General features: G+C 37.5%; 14 protein-coding genes. 10 read left to right on the top strand and 4 right to left on the bottom strand.

The genetic code is table 11. The features are described from left to right. The first annotated feature begins 3 nt into the window (after positions 1–3). From lptC to NOX80_RS01255, 3 genes are all read left to right on the top strand, one after another. Positions 4–558: an LPS export ABC transporter periplasmic protein LptC gene (gene lptC, locus NOX80_RS01265; RefSeq protein WP_256551530.1), complete on the top strand. Its 555-nt coding sequence runs from the start codon at positions 4–6 to the stop codon at positions 556–558. Between the two features lie 194 nt (positions 559–752). Beyond that, on the top strand, positions 753–2,009 hold the full coding sequence (locus NOX80_RS01260) for a hemolysin family protein (protein ID WP_256551529.1): 1,257 nt from the start codon (positions 753–755) through the stop codon (positions 2,007–2,009). 112 nt (positions 2,010–2,121) lie between these two features. Then, on the top strand, positions 2,122–4,221 hold the full coding sequence (locus NOX80_RS01255; RefSeq protein ID WP_256551528.1) for a SurA N-terminal domain-containing protein: 2,100 nt from the start codon (positions 2,122–2,124) through the stop codon (positions 4,219–4,221). A gap of 62 nt (positions 4,222–4,283) precedes the next feature. Here the strand turns inward: NOX80_RS01255 and NOX80_RS01250 are convergent, their stop codons facing one another. Together NOX80_RS01250 and NOX80_RS01245 are read right to left on the bottom strand one after the other, a co-directional pair. Further along, positions 4,284–5,201, bottom strand: coding sequence for a GYDIA family GHMP kinase (locus tag NOX80_RS01250; RefSeq protein ID WP_256551527.1), 918 nt, complete (start codon positions 5,199–5,201; stop codon positions 4,284–4,286). Positions 5,202–5,208: 7 nt separating this feature from the next. Further along, positions 5,209–6,525, bottom strand: a complete 1,317-nt coding sequence (locus NOX80_RS01245) for a hydroxymethylglutaryl-CoA reductase, degradative (RefSeq protein ID WP_256551526.1) — start codon at positions 6,523–6,525, stop codon at positions 5,209–5,211. Between the two features lie 210 nt (positions 6,526–6,735). Here NOX80_RS01245 and NOX80_RS01240 point away from each other — a divergent pair, with 210 nt between their 5' ends. From NOX80_RS01240 to NOX80_RS01210, 7 genes are read left to right on the top strand one after another with little or no spacing between them, the layout of a single operon-like run. After that, complete coding sequence (locus NOX80_RS01240) at positions 6,736–8,907, top strand: S9 family peptidase (RefSeq protein ID WP_256551525.1); 2,172 nt, start codon at positions 6,736–6,738, stop codon at positions 8,905–8,907. Positions 8,908–8,937: 30 nt separating this feature from the next. Further along, positions 8,938–10,629, top strand: coding sequence for a peptide MFS transporter (locus NOX80_RS01235; protein ID WP_256551524.1), 1,692 nt, complete (start codon positions 8,938–8,940; stop codon positions 10,627–10,629). A gap of 23 nt (positions 10,630–10,652) precedes the next feature. Beyond that, the gene (locus NOX80_RS01230; RefSeq protein WP_256551523.1) at positions 10,653–12,311 is read left to right on the top strand and encodes a peptide MFS transporter; all 1,659 of its coding nucleotides are present in this window, start codon (positions 10,653–10,655) and stop codon (positions 12,309–12,311) included. 3 nt (positions 12,312–12,314) lie between these two features. Continuing rightward, a complete protein-coding gene (locus tag NOX80_RS01225) occupies positions 12,315–13,826 on the top strand; it encodes a peptide MFS transporter (RefSeq protein WP_256551522.1) in 1,512 nt (503 codons plus the stop codon). A gap of 23 nt (positions 13,827–13,849) precedes the next feature. After that, positions 13,850–15,619 carry a peptide MFS transporter gene (locus tag NOX80_RS01220; protein WP_256551521.1) on the top strand — a complete coding sequence of 590 codons (1,770 nt, stop codon included), beginning with the start codon at positions 13,850–13,852 and terminating at the stop codon, positions 15,617–15,619. A gap of 12 nt (positions 15,620–15,631) precedes the next feature. Continuing rightward, the gene (locus tag NOX80_RS01215) at positions 15,632–16,102 is read left to right on the top strand and encodes a thioredoxin family protein (protein ID WP_256551520.1); all 471 of its coding nucleotides are present in this window, start codon (positions 15,632–15,634) and stop codon (positions 16,100–16,102) included. Between the two features lie 6 nt (positions 16,103–16,108). Further along, the gene (locus NOX80_RS01210; RefSeq protein ID WP_256551519.1) at positions 16,109–16,567 is read left to right on the top strand and encodes a thioredoxin family protein; all 459 of its coding nucleotides are present in this window, start codon (positions 16,109–16,111) and stop codon (positions 16,565–16,567) included. On the opposite strand, the gene NOX80_RS01205 is transcribed toward NOX80_RS01210, so the two are convergent. Beyond that, positions 16,564–18,594 (bottom strand): ComEC/Rec2 family competence protein, encoded by a 2,031-nt coding sequence (locus tag NOX80_RS01205; RefSeq protein WP_256551518.1) that lies wholly within the window; start codon positions 18,592–18,594, stop codon positions 16,564–16,566. The genes NOX80_RS01210 and NOX80_RS01205 overlap by 4 nt on opposite strands. Before the next feature lie 44 nt (positions 18,595–18,638). Continuing rightward, entirely contained in the window at positions 18,639–19,286 is a 648-nt protein-coding gene (locus tag NOX80_RS01200) for a C40 family peptidase (RefSeq protein WP_256551517.1), read from the bottom strand. Between the last annotated feature and the right edge of the window lie 31 nt (positions 19,287–19,317).

Raw genomic sequence — 19,317 nt, 5'->3', positions numbered from 1 at the left:
CTGATGAAATTAAACTTTGGAAAATATTTTTTAGCATTAGTCACAGTTCTTACTGTGACTGTGTTTTTTTCATGCGAAAGCAATTTTAAAGAAGTACAGCGAATCAATGCGGTACCGTTTTCTCCGATCGGAGAAGCAGAACATGTCAATTTAAAATATACCGATTCCGGAAAAATTAAAGCAATATTGGTAAGTCCGTTATTATTGGATTTTTCCAATCTAAAATATCCGTATACCGAGTTCCCGAAAGGAGTGTTTGTAACCTTGTTCGACGAGCACGGAAATAAAAGCTATGTGGAGTCGGATTATGCGATTACTTATGCAAAAACGGATATTATTGATTTGCAGGGACATGTTAAGATTACATCCAGTGACGGTAAAATACTTCAGACGGAACAATTGTACTACGATCAGAAGAATGAGTGGTTTTTTACCGAGAAATATTTTAAATTTACAGATGCGAATAGTTACCTGGAAGGAAAAGGTATCGATTTTAGCAAAGATTTTTCAGTTATGAATGCCCAGCAAAACAGGGGCGAAATTTCTAAGATAGAATAATTATTATGGGAATATTAAGACATGTTCACTATTTATATTTGGTTATAGCGATACTATTTATTGTTGAGGGAGTTGTGAAGTTAAGAGCAGGAGAAAGTTATATCGTTCATTTCCTTTTCGCCCTGGCAGCAATTTTTATGTTTTTTTTCAGAAGACGTTTTTCAAACAAAATGAAACAATAAGGTAAACGATATATGGAGATAGCGATAATTATAAGTTGTTTGATTCTCTCCGCGTTCTTTTCCGGAATGGAAATCGCTTATATCGCTTCGAATAAAGTTTATCTGAGTATTGAAAAAAAGCAAAACACCTTTTTTTCCAGAATACTAACCCGCCTTACCGAGAAGCCTTCTCATTTTATTGCATCGATGCTGTTGGGGAAAAGTATTGTCTTTTCTGTTTACGGGTATTTTTCCAGTGCACTTGTCGTTCAGCTTATCCGGGAGCACGGATTCCTTTTAAGTCCGTTTCAGATGATCCTGTCGCAGGTAGTTATCGCAACCCTGCTTATATTGCTTACGTCCAGTTTTCTTCCGAAAGTTATTTTTCAGATTTATCCGAATACGCTGATAAAAATATTGGCGCTGCCGGCTTATTTCTTTTATCTGTTATTTTCCGGAATTTCGAAAATTGTAGTGGCGATAGCCGATAAAATTCTGATTCATGTTTTTAAGCTTGAACGAAATAAGGAGCATCTTTATTTTAACCGTGGTGAACTGGGAACTTATATTACCGAACAGGTAAATGCAGCCGATAATCAGGAGGAAATCGATACTGAGATACAGATTTTTCAAAATGCGTTGGAATTTTCAGATCTTAAGGTGCGGGATATTATGACGCCGCGTACCGAAATCGCTTCGGTTGAAGAACAGGATAGTATTACAGAGTTAAGAGAATTGTTTGTTGAGACAGGATATTCTAAAATTGTAGTCTATCAGGGTACACTGGATAATATTATCGGATATGTGCATTCCTTCGAGTTGTTTAAAAAACCAAAAGAGATAAAGTCGGTTATGATTCCGGTCGAATACGTGCCGGAAACATTATTGATCAAAGAAGTTTTAGATCTGCTGACTAAAAAGCGGAAAAGTATGGCTGTTGTGATCGATGAATATGGCGGAACTTCCGGAATAGTGACCGTGGAAGATATTATTGAAGAGTTGTTCGGAGAGATTGAAGACGAGCATGATTTGGAAGAATTGATAGAAGAAAAGCAAAATGATCGTTCTTTTTTATTTTCGGCACGTCTCAATGTTGAATATGTTAATCAGAAATACAATCTTAAAATCCCGGAAAGCGATTCATATGTTACATTAGGCGGTTTTATTGTACATGCAACCAAGGAAATTCCGCAACAAGGTCAGGAATTGGAATTGGGAAAATACCGGATTTTGATACGCGAAGCTTCTAATAAAAAAATTGAACTAATTGAGGTTCGTATCAAAGAATAAAGAATTATCCAAATAAAAAAGTAAAAATATTTGAAAATATAGTGACACATCTTTTATTATTAAATAGATAATTGTATTTTCGCCCACTGAATAAAAAAAATAATCATATAAGATGGCAGTTTTATCAAAAATTAGACAGCGTTCGATTCTTTTAATTGGAGTTATCGGATTTTGTTTGCTAGCATTCGTAATCGGAGATGTTGTCCAAAGCGGCGGATTTAAACAAAGTTCACGTAACGTAGGTAGTGTAAACGGAGTGGATATCTCAGCTCAGGAGTTTTTGCAAAAAGTATCCATGGCCGAAAAAAACAGCCAGGGAATGAGCAATACACAAGCATCTAACGGTGTTTGGGAACAGGAAGTGAAACAAATCCTATTAGACGCTGAATTTGAAAAAATCGGTTTAAAAATCGGAAAAGAGCAAATGGTTAATGTTATCAAACAAAACCCGAACTTTGCTCAGGATCCAAGATTTTTGAATGCTGCCGGTCAATTCGATACTAATAAATTCAACGAATTCGTAGCCAGCATCAAATCATCACAGCCGGATCAGTGGAATAACTGGTTAGCTTATGAAAAACAATTGGAGCAAATGGCTACCGAGCAAATGTATTATACCATGATCAAATCAGGTCTTGTTACGACTAAAAATGATGGTAAATTTGCTTACGAAAGAGAAAACAATAAAGTTGATTTCGACTATGTAGCGGTTCCTTACACTACAATCAATGATGATGAAGTGAAAGTTTCTGATTCAGAAATCATGGATTACGTAAAGAAAAACAGTAAAAAATATAAATCAGAAAAATCTCGTGAGGTTGAGTATGTATTCTTTGAAAATAAACCATCTAAAGAAGATGAGGCTGAAATGGCAAAAACAATTTCAGGATTATTATCCGGAAGAGTGGTTTATAATGAGAAAACAGGTACTAACGATACATTACCAGGTTTCAAAGGTGCTAAAAACACAGAAGAGTTTGTAAACGCAAATTCAGATGTGAAATACGATTCATCTTACGTAGCGAAAAAAGATTTACCATTAGAAAGTCAGGAACAGTTATTTAACCTTCCTACAGGTGAGGTATTCGGACCTTATATCCATGACGGTTACTACTGTTTGTCTAAAATGATGGGAAGAAAAGCCGGAGCTACTGCAAAAGCAAGTCATATCTTATTAAGCTATGCAGGAAAAATGCCGGGTATTACCAGAACAAAAGAAGAAGCAAAAGCAAAAGCTGAGGAGTTATTAAAACAAGCCCAGGCTAATCCGTCAAGCTTTGCAATGTTAGCGATGACGAATACTGATGATCCGGGATCAAAACAAACCGGAGGTATGTATGATAACATTCAGCCAGGTCAAATGGTGAAAACATTCAACGATTTCGTTTTCAATAATCCGATTGGAAAAATGGGAATTGTAGAAACGGAATATGGTTTCCACGTAATTAAAGTAGACGCTAAATATGACGCAGTTCGTTTAGCAACTATTGCACAAAAAATTGAGCCTTCTGAGACTACTGCTGATGCAATCTATGTAAAAGCAACAAAATTAGAAGCAGAAGCTGCTGATAAAGATTTCGATAAAGTAGCGAAAGAAATGGGCTTAACTGTAGTTCCGGCTATGAATGTTAAAGCAACAGACGAAAGTCTTCCTGGACTTCAAAATCAAAGACAAATTGTACTTTGGGCTTTTAACAGAGATACAAAAGAAGGAGCAGTTAAGAAATTTGATAACTTAGAAGGTCATATCATTGCTAAATTAAAAGGGAAAAACGAAAGTGGTTTAGTCTCTTTAGAAGAAGCAAAACAAACAGTATTACCAATCTTAAGAAATCAGAAAAAAGCGGAGAAAATCAAAGCTAAAATGTCAGGAGCTACTTTAGAAGAGGTTTCGAAAAAATCAGGTGCTGCTGTTAACGTAGCGATGAACGCAACAATCGATAATCCAAGTATTTCAAATATCGGACAAGAACCTAAAGTAGTAGGAACTGCATTCGGATTGGAAAAAGGAAAAATATCTAAATTGATCGAAGGTCAAATGGCTGTTTTCATGATCAGAACAAAAGATGTAGTAAAAGCTCCGGCTTTGCCAAACTATACTACTTATACTGCAAAAATTAAAACACAGACACAAGGTGCTTCTTCATACCGAGTAACGGCTGCTTTAAAAGCTGCTGCTAAGATTGAAGACAACAGAGCTGAGTTACAATAATCAGTGACAGTAAATCATAAAAAAAGGCATCCGATTCGGATGCCTTTTTTATGCTCGTTTTTTTATAAAATCATATCCTGATAAGGAATAACAACGGGAAATCCTTTTTCTTTAAAATAGGGAGTAGGGTCGTTGGCTGAGATCGCCAATATAAAATCACCACCCCAGGCGCCAAGACTTTTTAATACGCCTTTAAAATCGTAGAAGAAACGTTCTTTAACCGTTTCCATTTCCAGAATATCACTTAACATACTTTCGTGTTTGTCAATGAGTGTGCCGAATAGCTGTAAATCCTCGGCAGTCAGTATCGCATCAGTAAGCGCATCGATTTTTGGAATTGTTTTGTCAATGCGCTGCTGTTTATCGTAATAACTCATAATAGCCGATTTACTGCTTTGCTTCTGATTCAAATAAACAAAAAACAGATTATTCTGAAAAGGCAAATCCAGTTTGAGAGGCGTTACCTGAGGTCGTTTAAATCGGGTTAATTGATAAATGATAGGAGTATTATATTGGGCGCAGGCGATATCATAACCGCTGCCGCCAAAACTCGACTCTAGCAGACGGTAGGCGTCAATTCCGAGCCATTGTGCAATATTGTTGATAAGAGTAGACGATGTGCCAAGTCCCCATAAACGAGGAAATGTCAATCGTGTGGTTATGGTATAACCGGTATCGGTATTCAGAAAATCAGGATTGAGTAACGAAGCCTCATATAGAATTTCCACCAAAGTGTTTTTGATTCCGGCTTCCGATCCGAAATTTTCTTTATTCCGGATACTGTCAAAGGAAAGGCTGTCCTCAAACCAAATACTGGAATCGGCATCATAGCTTTTCCAGTTAATTAGCTGATCCGATCCTTTCTCTATGTCAAGATACTGACCGAACTTTGTTGGAAGAGCAATGGCTTTGGCGCCGTCCAATACAACATATTCGCCGGTGAGTAAAAGTTTTCCGTTACTGTAAAAAGTCTTCTTCAAAAGCGTTTTATTTACGTAGTGATGCTAAATAGTCAACAACAGCTGAATGGCTAACCGTATTATGCTCGAAATGAGAAGTCACTTGCTGGCGTTCTCTTTCAGTCGCATTAAATTGATTCAATATGTTCATCAGGTGCATTTTCATATGACCTTGTTGGATTCCGGTAGTTGTTAAGGAGCGTAAAGCCGCAAAATTCTGCGCAAGTCCGGCAACAGCCACAATCTGCATTAATTCTTCAGCAGACGGATGTTCAAGCATTTCTAATGCCATTTTAACCAGAGGATGTAAAGCCGTTAAACCGCCTACCGTTCCTAAAGCTAAAGGGATTTCCATCCAAAAAGTAAAAATACCGTTTTCTACTTTAGCATGCGAAAGACTTGAGTAACGACCTTTGCGGGAAGCATAAGCATGAACACCGGCTTCAACGGCACGAAAATCATTTCCGGTAGCAATTACAACAGCGTCAATTCCGTTCATGATTCCTTTATTGTGTGTTACGGCGCGATAAGGTTCTATTTCGGCTATTTGGACGGCACGAACGAATTTTTCAGCAAATTCTTCCTGCGAAATATGTTTGTCTTCTTTCAAATCGGAAACCGGACAGGATACTTCGGCACGTACAATACAATTGGGAACATAATTGGATAGAATGCTCATTACAACCTGAAGTTGTTTTTCTTCATCTGAAAAATCAGCATAAGTCAAAGCGGCTTCTTTTAAGGTTGTAGCGAACTGTTCCAGGCAAGAGTTGATGAAATTGGCGCCCATACTGTCTTTAGTATTAAAAGTCGCATGGAGTTGGAAATAATGAGCCAGTTCATCGGTCTTATCCCGTAGTTCAATATCTAAAATTCCGCCGCCGCGTTTCTGCATGTTTTTAGTGATGCTGTCGGTTTCGGAAAAGAATTTTGGCTTAATTTGGGTAAAAAAGGCCTGTAATTTGGCTGTATCACCTTTGTAAATAAAATGAACCTGGCCGATTTTTTCGGTACTGATAACGGTAGTTTTAAAACCACCGCGATTGGACCAGAATTTTGCTGCTTTTGAAGCTGCGGCTACCACAGAACTCTCTTCGATAGCCATCGGGATCGTCACATTTTTTCCGTTGATTATAAAGTTAGGCGCCACACCCAAAGGCATATAGAAATTCGAAATCGTATTTTCGATAAATTCATCGTGAAGCTTTTGAAGGGCTTCGTCTGAATTCCAATATTGAGTGATGATTTTTTTGGCACTTTCAGGATTGCTAAAATGGGTGCTGACAATCCAGTTAATTTTTTCTTCTTTCGACAACTTCGAAAATCCAGCAATAGCTTTCGTCATTTTAATGCATCTTTATTCTAATGCAAAGATATGATTTCGAAAATGCAATACGGGATAATTTTTAAAATACGTTTTTTTAAGGAAAAAAATACAGTAAAAACTTATAAAATAGCCTTTAAATAGGAAAAACAAATTTTCATTTAACACATAAAGTTATGGCTAATTGATAAATTTTCACTAAAATTGGAAGTTTTTTTACCATTTGACAAAATGAATTACTTTAAAAAATCGTTATTTCTACTGTTACTGACATCGTTGTCGGCAGTAGCACAACAGAAGATTACGCTCGAAGAAATCTGGAGCGGGGCTTTTAGAACGCAGGGAATGACTGCATTAGAAGCCATGAAGAATACCAATCAGTATACCGTTCTGAATTATGATCGGGGTACACGGTCTTCACAAATCGATTTATACGACTTCGCAACACTGAATAAAGTGGCTACGTTAATCGACTCCAAAGACTTCAAACAACTCGAAGGAATTGATAGTTATACCTTCAGTGCGGATGAAAAGAAAATTTTAATTGCAAATAATTCCGATCAGATCTTCCGCCATTCTTTTGTAGCCGATTATTTCATCTACGATATCGCAAAAAAAACACTGACCAAACTGGCAGACTATAAAGTTCAGGAACCTACTTTCTCACCGGACGGAACAAAAATCGGTTATGCTCACGAAAATAACCTGTACGTCTACGACCTGACAACTCAAAAACACACTCAAATTACTAACGACGGAAAGAAAAACCATGTAATTAATGGTATTACGGACTGGGTTTACGAAGAAGAATTCTCTTTTGTTCGTGCTTTCGACTGGAATGCCGGTAGTGATAAAATAGGATTTATCCGTTTTGATGAAACTGAAGTACCGGAATTTTCAATGGATATGTATAATCAAGGATTATATCCGACGCAATACGTATTTAAATATCCGAAAGCAGGAGAAAAAAATGCAGTGGTTTCCCTACATATATATGATGTAAAAGCCGGAGCGACTAAAAAAATCAATTTGAACAATTATAACGATTTCTATATCGCACGTATCAAATGGACTAATGAAGCGAACACTTTAAGTGCACAGGTTCTAAACAGACATCAGAATAATTTAGACCTTTTGTTTGTTGATGGAAACTCCGGTGCAGTGAAAGTAGCTTTAAATGAAAAAGACAAAGCTTATGTAGATGTAACGGACAATTTAACCTTTTTAAAAGACAATAGCTTTATCTGGACAAGCGAAAAAGATGGTTTTAACCATATTTATCATTACGATAAAAACGGAAAACTGATCAATCAGGTAACAAAAGGGAAATGGGAAGTAACCAATTACTACGGATTCGATAGTAAGTCAAATACAATCTTTTATCAGTCAGTAGAAAACGGTTCAATTAACCGCGATGTTTATAGTATCAAATTAAACGGAAAGGACAAAAAAAGATTAACAACCGAAACCGGTACGAATGCAGGAACGTTCAGTCCTAATTTCGACTATTTTATCAACTCGTTTTCAAGTGCGAAAAATGCACCGAAATATACACTTCACGAAATTAAAACAGGTAAGCTGATTAAAACCATTGTTTCCAATGAAGCGTTGGAAAGCAAAGTGGCAAAATACGATTTACCGACTAAAGAGTTTTTAGAACTGACAACAGAAAAAGGGCATCGTTTGAACGCCTGGATTCTGAAACCGAAAGATTTCGATCCGAATAAAAAATACCCGGTATTTATGTACCAATATTCCGGACCGGGATCACAACAAGTTAACAACGATTGGAACAATACCGATGATTACTGGTTCTCCATGTTAACACAGCAAGGTTATATCGTAGCTTGTGTAGACGGAAGAGGAACTGGTTTTAAAGGCGCTGAATTCAAAAAGTGTACTTATAAAGAATTAGGAAAATTAGAGGTAGAAGATCAGATCGACGCTGCAAAAGTGATCGGAAACTACCCTTATGTTGACAAGACCAGAATTGGAATTTTTGGTTGGAGTTACGGAGGTTTTATGTCATCGAACTGTATTTTTCAGGGGAATGACACTTTTAAAATGGCCATCGCTGTGGCTCCGGTTACAAGCTGGAGATATTATGACAGCGTTTATACAGAACGATATATGCAAACCCCACAGGAGAATGCATCCGGATATGATAACAATTCACCGATTAACCACGTGAGCAAATTAAAAGGAAACTTCCTTTTGGTTCACGGAACTGCCGACGACAATGTACATGTGCAGAATACCATGAAAATGGTAGAAGCATTAGTACAGGCAAACAAACAGTTTGACTGGGCTATTTATCCGGACAAAAACCACGGTATTTACGGTGGGAAAACACGTTTACAATTGTATACTAAAATGACCAACTTTATTAAAGAAAAACTATAATAACTAAACCAAAAACCAAAAACGAAGCAAATGAGCGAACAGAAAGTAAAACAAGGACATCCAAAGGGACTTTGGGTATTATTCGGAACCGAGATGTGGGAACGTTTCAATTTCTACGGAATGCGTGCGTTGTTAACTTTATTCCTGGTTAATTCATTATTAATGAAAGAGGCAGATGCTTCTTTAATTTATGGAGGATTCTTAGGTCTTTGTTATTTAACACCTCTTTTAGGCGGGTTTATTGCCGACCGTTTCTTTGGAAACAGAAACTGTATTCTGTTAGGAGGTTTTATGATGGCTGTAGGTCAGCTGTTACTGTTTACCAGTGCAACAGTTTTCCCGACAAATTTATCATTAGCTACTACGTTAATGTGGACAGCACTTGGGATTATTATCTTCGGAAACGGATTTTTTAAACCGAATATTTCCAGTATGGTAGGAAGTTTATATCCAAAACAAGAAAAAACAAAATTGGATACGGCTTTTACTATTTTCTATATGGGGATTAACATCGGTGCATTTTTAGGACAATTTATCTGTCCGTTTGTAGGAGATGTTAAGGATTCGGGAGGAATAAGAGATATTCATGCTTTTAAATGGGGATTCTTAGCCGCAGCAATAGCAATGTTAATTGGAACTGTTCTGTTCTATATTCTTAAAAATAAATATGTAGTTACACCGGAAGGGAAACCTATCGGTGGAGTGCCTTCCGGACATGATACGGGAGATTACGAAGAAGGAGAGTCTCAAAAAGCTCATTTTTCACCACTTTCTTTAGGATTAGCAATTGTAGCATTCATCGGATTATTTTCACTCTTTCATTACTTTACCGATGGTGATAATGTGGTAAAAACAATTATTTATCCAATTATCTATGCGAGTGGTTTAACACTGGCAGGTTTAATTTTATCGGATAAAACATTAACAAAAGTAGAAACACAAAGAATTTGGGTTATTTATATTGTTTCGTTTTTCGTAATTTTCTTCTGGGCAGCTTTCGAACAAGCCGGATCTTCATTGACATTTATTGCAGATAATCAAACTGACCGTAACTTTTTCGGATGGAACATGCCGCCGTCAATGGTACAGATCTTTAACGGATTATTCGTTGTAATATTTGCTGTTCCGTTCAGTATCTTATGGGATAAATTAAGAAATGCAGGAAAAGAGCCTACTTCACCTTTTAAACAGGCTACAGGATTAATGCTTATCGCAATTAGTTACTTTATTATTGCGCATAGTGTAAAAGATTTAGGAAACAACGGATTATTAGCTATTTACTGGTTAATCTTATTATATCTTATTCAAACTTTTGGAGAATTATGTTTATCACCAATCGGATTATCATTGGTTGGTAAATTAGCACCAAAACGTTTTGCTTCTTTGGCATATGGTGTATTTTTTATTTCAAATGCTGCTGGTTATGCATTATCCGGAACATTAGGATCAATCTTGCCGGCTACCGGAGACAAATTCAATAAGGCAAAAGAATTAGGAATCGACCTTCAGGCGATTTTAGACAAAACCGTTACGCCAACAGCAGAACAGTTAAAATTATTAGCCGACAATCAAATCAGTTCGCAAAACCCGGTTTTTGCAGGATTTGAAATTCACAATTTATATGAATTCTTTATGGTATTCGTTGTATTGTGTGGTATTGCATCAATTGTTTTATTCTTATTAACTCCGGTTCTTAAGAAGATGATGCACGGTGTAAAATAATTTTAATCCCTTAAAAAGCAGCTATGTGGAATAAACATCCAAAAGCATTACCGTTTTTGTTCCTGTCTGAAATGTGGGAACGTTTCGGATATTATCTGATGATCGGTATTTTTACGTTATATCTAAAAGACGTGGAAGCCGGTTTTGCGATGACCGAAAAAGAAGCATCCGATTTATACGGAACTTTTATTGCATTAGTATTCTTAACACCGTTTTTAGGTGGTTTAATCGCCGATCGTTATTTGGGATACCGTAAGTCGATTGTATTGGGAGGAATCCTGATGGGACTCGGCTATTTCCTGATGGGCGTTCATTCGATAACCGTATTGTATATCGCAATGACATTGGTTATTGTGGGGAATGGTTTCTTTAAACCGAATATTTCCACTTTATTAGGAAACTTCTATTCGAAAGAAGAATATAAAGATAAAAAAGACGAAGGTTACAACATTTTCTATATGGGAATCAACGTTGGGGCTTTTATTTGTAACTTCTTCGGAGCCGCTTTACAAATCCTGTTGGGTTGGCACTGGGCCTTTATGGCTGCCGGAGTGGGCATGTTTATCGGAGTATTCGTATTCCTGATGGGAACGAAACATTATGTAGGATACGACCAGAAAAAAGGGGTTCAGGACGGAGATATGCCGTTTTGGAAAATCGTACTGTTTATTCTGGTGCCGTCAGCGGTATTCGGAGTAATCGGATGGTTGCTGAAAGGTGTGGCTTCCGAATCCAATCCGGATAGTTATATCTTCGGATCCGATAGTACGGATGCTTTTATCTTTGCCTGTATTCCGGTAATATTATTCTATTCGAGTTTATATTTTAAAGCGAAAACAGAAGACAAACGACCGATTGCCGCATTATTGGCGATTTTCGGAGTTGTAATTCTGTTCTGGGCCGTTTTTAAACTAAACGGATCTGCATTGACAACCTGGGCGGATCGTTATACGGACCGACAAACAACCGGTGTAACGTCAAATGTATTTAACGGATTGAAATTAGCCAAAGAGGTTGAATTTAAAAAAGATTCCGTTGAATTATATGATGATCAATTCCGTTTACAAAAAGAGAACGGAGTGGTGAAAAAAGAAGTGAATTACCCGTTATATTTCCGTAATGTAGCACAGGAAAAACTTCCGGCTGAAGGTTCGAAAGTAAGTTTATGGGCAACCAATTTAAGTCAGTCGATTAATCCGGGTTGGGTGATCATTCTAACACCGTTGGTAGTCGCCTTTTTTACCTTCCTGCGTAGTCGGGGTAAAGAACCGTCAACGCCGACTAAAATTGCGTTCGGTTTGTTGATTTCGGCTTTATCCGTATTGGTTATGATCGCAGCCGTGAAAATCGGAAATAACGGAACTGAAAAAGTGAGTGTATGGTGGCTGGTGGCGAACTATGGAGTAATCACAATCGGAGAATTGTTCTTAAGTCCGATGGGATTATCGGTAGTATCCAAGTTAAGTCCAACAAACATTACCTCATTAATGATGGGTGGTTGGTTTTTAGCAACCTCTATCGGAAATAAATTAAGTGGCGTGCTAGCCAGTATGTGGGATACCTACGAAGACAAAACAAATTTCTTCTGGGTCAATTTCAGTCTTTTATTGACAGCTTCACTAATGATGTTTGTACTGTTGAAATGGTTAAATAGCATCATGAAAGAAAAAGGAATTAATTAGAATATGAATACAAAGGAAACTTTAGAAGAAATACAAAGTTTTAAAGGCAAGTACCCCAAACAATTGTGGTACTTGTTTTTTAGTGAAATGTGGGAACGTTTCAGCTTCTACGGAATGAGAGGAATGCTGGTAGTCTTTATGGTGAGCCAGCTGATGATGAACGGAAAAGTAGCCAACCTGCAATATGGCGCTACTCAGGCATTTGTTTATGCTTTTACCTTTATCGGCGGATTGTTTGCCGATAAAATTCTGGGGTATCGAAAATCCTTGTTTTGGGGTGGTCTATTAATGATTGTCGGAAGTGTGATTCTGGCTGTCGACCCGAAACAGTTTTTCTTTTTCGGAATCAGCTTTACCATCGTAGGAACCGGTTTCTTTAAACCGAATATTTCAACGATGGTTGGAAAACTATATAAAGATGACGATGTAAGAAGAGATGCCGGATTCTCATTGTTTTATGCCGGAGTAAATCTTGGCGCTTTAATCGGTGGCTATATCTGTATCGCGGTAGCTAACGGAAGTATGTTGAGTACAACTGTACCGGAGCACCTGCGTTGGAATGTCGCTTTCGGTTTTGCAGCCGTAGTAATGTTCGTCAGTTTGGTAACGTTCACCCAAACGCAGAAAAGTCTGGGACCAATTGGACTTTCGCCTTTATCACATTTGGAAACATCCAAAAGAAAAATTTACGAATACGCTACTTATATCGGGTCATTAATCGTTTTACCGATTATCATGACAATGGTATCCAAAACGGAATACACCGATATCTTTATGTACATCATCGGTCCGTGTTCGTTATTGTATCTGTTTTATGAAATGAAAAATTATTCGGCAGCTGAAAATAAAAAATTATTGGCGGCATTGGTTTTCATTATATTTTCCATTTTCTTCTGGGCTTTCTTCGAACAAAGCGGTGGATCATTAAGCCTTTTCGCAGCAAACAATCTTACGAATACGATGTTCGGAGTTAAATTCGATCCGAATGGCGTAAACAACTCGGCTAATTCCCTGTTTGTAATCATTTTTGCGGCATTGGTCGGAATGGTTTGGTTATGGATGGCGCGTAGAAAAATTGAACCGAATACGATTGTGAAATTCGGTTTAGGATTCTTATTCCTGGCCGGCGGTTTTTATGTTTTCTATTACACTAAGTTTTTCGCCGATGCGAATGGAATGACCGGATTGGATCTCTTTACATTCGGTTGGTTCGTAATCACGTTCGGTGAATTGTGTTTATCTCCGATCGGAATGTCGGTAATGACAAAGTTATCACCTGAAAAACTACAGGCTGTATTAATGGGAATGTGGTTCCTGGCCAGTGCATACGGACAATATTTCGCAGGATTATTAGGTGCTAATATTGCGGAAGCATCGGAACATGCAACTAACCTTGAAAAATTAAATATTTATGCCGATGGCTATAAGCAATTGGCACTATATGCCCTGATCGCAGGGATAATACTGATCGTTATTTCGCCATTGGTTAAAAAACTGATGCAAGGCGTTAAATAACAAAATAAAATAAGCATACCATAATGGCAACAATTTCATCCAACCCCGATTTTTTTAAAACCAAAGTATTAGGTCACCCTTCAGGGTTATTCGTATTGTTTTTTACCGAAATGTGGGAGCGTTTTTCTTTCTACGGAATGCGGGTTCTATTGGTTAATTTCTTAACAATGGCGGTTGCCGGTGTTGATATGCCGGGTTGGGGATGGAGCAGTCAAAATGCCGGAGCGTTATTCGGAACCTATGCCGGATTGTTATATCTGACTCCTATTTTAGGCGGAATGATTGCCGATCGTTATATCGGTTATCGATGGGCGATTGTGGTCGGAGCTGCTATTATGACGTTGGGACATGCTGCTATGGCTGTCGAAACGGAATTTATGCTTTATTTGGGATTAGGATTGTTAGTCATCGGAACAGGATTCTTTAAGCCGAATATGACGTCAATTATTTCTCAGATGTATAAAGACTTGCCGGAGAAAAAAGATGGCGCTTATACCATTTTCTATATGGGTGTGAATGCCGGAGCTTTTTTCGGAATGATGCTTTGCGGTTATCTGGCTGAGAAAATCGGTTGGAGCTGGGGATTTGGTCTGGCCGGAATCTTTATGTTGTTAGGAACATTACAGTTCTGGATGGCAAAACCGTTATTCGGAACGATTGGTGATGTGCCGGATAAAGCAAAAAGAGATGCTGCTGTTGATGCTACTGAAAAACGAAATCCGTTTACAATGATTGATAAGATTCTGATCTTAATCACATCGGTAATCGGAGTGTTGTATATTTTCAATGATCCGTTATCTAAAATCGGTGAAATTGATATTTTGCCGCAGGAATTTTTAATGTCAAAAGGAACATTGACAGGACCGTTGGTGATTATCGTAATCGGTTTGATTCTGTTTTTATTTTTGATTATCAGCCGTATTATCCGGTATGAAACTGTTGTTCGTGACAGGATGTTTGCTTTTATCATATTTGCTTTTTTTACCGTTTTCTTCTGGTTGTCTTTTGAACAGGCTGCGACGTCACTGGTAATTTTTGCAAGAGATTTTACAAACCGTACTTTAGACGGTAATTCATTGATGATTTTTAATGTGGTTAATGCTTTGCTAACAGTCATCCCGTTGGGAATTATTACCTGGGTGTTGGTTTTATTGTTTAAGCAAACCAAATCAGTTATTTTGCGTTCCAATGTCACATTGTTTATCTGCTTCGGATTGATGTGGGGGATCGTATTGTGGATGTTATACCGTGAATTTACAAGTGAAGCTTCAGAAGTTACCGTATCGTGGTTTAGTATTCTGAATTCCTTTTTTATTATTGTTTTTGCTTCTTTCTATACTCGTTGGTGGGATAGTAAATACAATCCGAGTGCCGCAGTTAAATACGGACTGGGACTTATTATCATGGGATTGGGCTATGCTGTACTGGCTTATGGTGCAACTGCAATTCCGCAGGGTGCTGTTGCCGGAACGGTAAAAGTGAGTATGATCTGGCTGATTTTGGCTTACTTATTTCATACATTGGGTGAATTATGTCTGGCGCCGGTAGGATTGTCCTATGTGAGTAAATTAGTGCCGCCGCGTATGATTGCTTTTATGTTCGGAATGTGGTATCTGGGTATCGCAATCGGTAACAAACTGGCTGCAAGTGTAGGAGGGATGATCGACGATGTAGTACGTGATTATGACATGACAACTTTTTTCCTGATCTTTACATTAGTGCCGTTAATAGCGGGAAGTTGTATCATACTACTGAACCCGGTGCTTAAAAAACTAATGCATGGTGTTAAATAAATGTTTTAAAGCATGAAAAAAATAGTTTTTGTATGCATATTTGCATTGGTTTCGATTCTGACAAAAGCACAGGATACAAAATTGGAATGGCATACAGATATAAAAAAGGCCATTCAGCTTTCTCAACAGGAAAAGAAACCTCTTTTTTTGTTCTTTACAGGTAGTGATTGGTGCGGATGGTGTATCCGATTGCAAAAAGAAGTATTTCAACAACCGGAATTTGGTATATGGGCCAAAGAAAACGTTATATTGGTGGAATTGGATTTCCCGAGACGAAAAGCTTTAGCACCGGAAATACAACAAACCAACAACCAATTGATGCAGTTGTTTGGCGTAAGAGGATATCCGACAGTCTGGTTTGTAAATGCTACGGAAAAGGAAGGAAAAGTAAATTTTGAAAAATTAGGAAGTTCCGGATATGTAGCCGGCGGACCGGAAGTCTGGTTAAAAGGTGCGAATCAAATATTAAAAAACGTAAAATAAAAAGCAATGAAAAAAATACTGTTCTTATTGTTCCTTACTGTTGGAGCAATTACTGCTCAGGCGCAGGAAATCAAATGGATGACATTTGACGAAGCTATTAAAGCACAAAAGAAAAACCCGAAACCGATCTTTATGGATGTATATACCGATTGGTGCGGACCTTGTAAAATGTTAGATAAAAATACCTTTAGCGATAAAGCCGTTGCAGATCATATTTCGAAAAATTATTATGCTGTAAAGTTTAATGCCGAAGGAAATTCTGAAGTAAACTATAAAGGAAAAAAATATACGAATCCGACTTTCGATCCGAACAGAAAAGGAAGAAACGGTGTTCATGAATTCACGATGTTCCTGCAAGTACAGGGATATCCGTCGATGTTCATCTTTGATAAAAAAGGAGAAGTGCAATCCCCGTTAGTGGGATACAGAACTCCTGAGGAATTGCTAAAAGATTTAAAAGGTTAATTGATATTAGCAATTGAAAGGAATCCCTTTTTACCGGTAGCGTAAAAAGGGATTTTTGTTTTACGACAACTGGTTTCCCATCGCTCGGTATATAAAATGGAATTGGTTCCGTCTGCTATAATAAGTTTGGGTTGTAACAATTGTAGTAAGCGATCCGGATTGATTTTCGGGTTGTTGATCAGTAAGATGATATCCGGTTTTTCAACGTTTTGATAAATGCCGTCTGAATCGATAACGAGAATCTTTTGCCTGTGGAAAGAGAAAGTATTTCGTAAAGGATTATGAACCATTGAAGGATGAAACAAACCATTACAATACATCCGTAGATTGTAATTCTGATCGATAAGACTGTCATTGGAATAAGTGATAATATGATGCTGTCGCTTTAAAGCGATAAGTGTATGTTTCCGATCATGAAAGACAACAAAATCATCATGATGCTTATGGTCATAAATAGTAATCCAATAGACTATTTGAAACAAGAATATACTTGTAAGTAAAAATATCAGTCGGTAGGCAATTCTTTTTTGAATCCACAGAAATAAAGCTATTAAGACGATGTATAAAGCGATCATCATACTAAAATTAAAAGCAATATTTTGAAGGACTAAAGTTCGAAAGGAAGCAATCCATGTGATGATATTCGTCATGATCTCGATCAGAAAGGATAATAATTGCCCCAAAAAGAGAGCAATAGGATCTGAAATAAAATTGAAAACCGTAACCAGAATGCCTAGTGGAAGAATAATGGTGATAAGCGGAAGAACAATTAAATTAGAGAAAATAAAGAGCAATGGAAGCTGATGGAAATAATAAAGGCATAAAGGGAGAACGCCAACTTGTGCCGCGATAGAAACAAATAGGATATCGCATAAATAACGAGATATTCTGTTTTTCGGCAACCTGATTTTTTTATAAACGGTATGCAATGATAGAATCGCAAAAACAGCCAGATAACTTAACTGAAAACCAATGTCGAAAATAAAACCCGGTTTGGTAATTACTAATAAAAAAAAAGAAATAATAAGGGAATTATACAGATGGGTGGCACGATTTAAATACCGACTAAAACTGATAAGACTAAACAAGGTTACTGCCCGAACTACGGAAGCAGATAATCCGGTTAGTATGGCGTAGAGCCAAAGTAAAAGTAACAGAATAATAAATTGGAGAATTCTGCCGTTTTGAAGCCGTTTTAGCGGTTTGACAAGAAAAAGTAACAATCCGTATAAAAGAGCGATATGAAGTCCGGAAATAGCGAGAATATGCGCAGCGCCGGCATCGGTATAGGCTGAAGTTGTATTGCTGTCAAGATCTTGTCGCTGACCTAAAATTAAAGCAGTAATAATAGCTTGTGTTTCCGGTTTAAAATGATGCTTTTCAAAACCGAAAAGTAACTGATCCCGGTATTTCGAAATAAGGCTCGCTCCGTTTTGCTGCTGTCCGGTGATGATAAAATTGGTTTTAGAAAGATAGAGCTGATGGAAAACATTCCGTTTCGCCATATAGGCAGCATAATCAAACTGATAAGGATTCCGGTTTTTAGGTAGCTCGGATAAAGTGGTATATAGTGCCAGTCGTGTTCCTATAAGCGATTTTGGTAACGAAACGGTTTTTGGGATATATAGTAAAAGCGTTCCGCTTGCGTGATGATTATTAATTTCTGAAACAGCGAAAAGATATTTGTCGGATGTAGCGCCGGATTTTAAACGTTCGGTGAAGGCTCCCTTTATAGAACAGGGCTTATCGGTTATAAAATGGCTGTAATGCTGACGATGATTAGGTTCATAATGAAAGTGCTGAGTTAAGCTTCCGCAGCAAAAAGAAAGAAAATAAAGCGTAAGTCCGAAGTAATTTTTTTGTTGAAAATGCCGGTTGGAAGCAAAATAGCTAAGACAAAAAAGGACAAATGAAATCGCCAGGGATAAAAGGAGTACGGTTGAATTCGGGTTACAATAAAAATCGAATAAAATCCCGAATACAAAAAAACACGTAATTCCGAATATAGGATACCGCAATACCTTCATTTATAATGTAAGATATTGAAAATAAGTCGGAAATAAAAATAGGATTAGTTTACTACCCGGTTCGCCTGAACAAAAGAACGTTCGTAATAAGGCTCTTTGGTCGATGAAATAATAACACCGCTTGAAGTAGACGAATGAATGAATTTTATTTCATCTTCAACCACTTCCACAACAAGTCCGACATGATTGATGATACGTTTTCCGTTCGTTTTAAAGAAAACCAGATCACCTCGTTTGATATCTTTAAAGTCTAATCTTTCGCCAACTTTGGCCATGTCGTTGGAACTGCGCGGTAATTGCATATCAAAAGAGTTGAAAACAGCCGTTACCAATCCGGAGCAATCCATTCCTTCACGTGTCGTTCCGCCACCACGGTAACGTACGCCCAAATAATCCAGAGCAGAATTGGTTAATTGCTCGGCCATATAGCTTTCGTTTTCCGAGCTTACGATAATGTCGCTTTCGGGTACATCATTGTCGATAACCTTTCGTTTTTTCTTATCGGATTTTTTAACTTCTGCCGTTTTAGCGTTTTTATCAGAAGAGGTAACCGTTTTGGATCTCGTTTTTTCAGTATAAGTATATACACCCTTCTTTTCAGCTTCTTTTTTTGAAGTAATAATTGTAGGAGTAGCGGTTTTACAGGAAACCACCAGAAATAACAGAACCAATACTTGTATAACCTTTCTCATATTTTCAGACGCTTTTCAACAAAATTAGGCA

Origin of the sequence: Flavobacterium cerinum (assembly GCF_024496085.1) — a bacterium.
GTDB lineage: Bacteria > Bacteroidota > Bacteroidia > Flavobacteriales > Flavobacteriaceae > Flavobacterium > Flavobacterium cerinum_A.
The sequence above is the reverse complement of the archived record's forward strand: the minus strand, read 5'-3'. Positions and strand labels throughout refer to the sequence as shown.

Excerpts from the sequence above, each read along its gene's own strand:
- lptC (WP_256551530.1), top strand. The coding sequence starts at position 4 with ATGAAATTAAACTTTGGAAAATATTTTTTAGCATTAGTCACAGTTCTT.
- NOX80_RS01260 (WP_256551529.1), top strand. The coding sequence starts at position 753 with ATGGAGATAGCGATAATTATAAGTTGTTTGATTCTCTCCGCGTTCTTT.
- NOX80_RS01255 (WP_256551528.1), top strand. The coding sequence starts at position 2,122 with ATGGCAGTTTTATCAAAAATTAGACAGCGTTCGATTCTTTTAATTGGA.
- NOX80_RS01245 (WP_256551526.1), bottom strand. The coding sequence starts at position 6,525 with ATGACGAAAGCTATTGCTGGATTTTCGAAGTTGTCGAAAGAAGAAAAA.
- NOX80_RS01240 (WP_256551525.1), top strand. The coding sequence starts at position 6,736 with ATGAATTACTTTAAAAAATCGTTATTTCTACTGTTACTGACATCGTTG.
- NOX80_RS01235 (WP_256551524.1), top strand. The coding sequence starts at position 8,938 with ATGAGCGAACAGAAAGTAAAACAAGGACATCCAAAGGGACTTTGGGTA.
- NOX80_RS01230 (WP_256551523.1), top strand. The coding sequence starts at position 10,653 with ATGTGGAATAAACATCCAAAAGCATTACCGTTTTTGTTCCTGTCTGAA.
- NOX80_RS01225 (WP_256551522.1), top strand. The coding sequence starts at position 12,315 with ATGAATACAAAGGAAACTTTAGAAGAAATACAAAGTTTTAAAGGCAAG.
- NOX80_RS01220 (WP_256551521.1), top strand. The coding sequence starts at position 13,850 with ATGGCAACAATTTCATCCAACCCCGATTTTTTTAAAACCAAAGTATTA.
- NOX80_RS01215 (WP_256551520.1), top strand. The coding sequence starts at position 15,632 with ATGAAAAAAATAGTTTTTGTATGCATATTTGCATTGGTTTCGATTCTG.
- NOX80_RS01210 (WP_256551519.1), top strand. The coding sequence starts at position 16,109 with ATGAAAAAAATACTGTTCTTATTGTTCCTTACTGTTGGAGCAATTACT.
- NOX80_RS01205 (WP_256551518.1), bottom strand. The coding sequence starts at position 18,594 with ATGAAGGTATTGCGGTATCCTATATTCGGAATTACGTGTTTTTTTGTA.
- NOX80_RS01200 (WP_256551517.1), bottom strand. The coding sequence starts at position 19,286 with ATGAGAAAGGTTATACAAGTATTGGTTCTGTTATTTCTGGTGGTTTCC.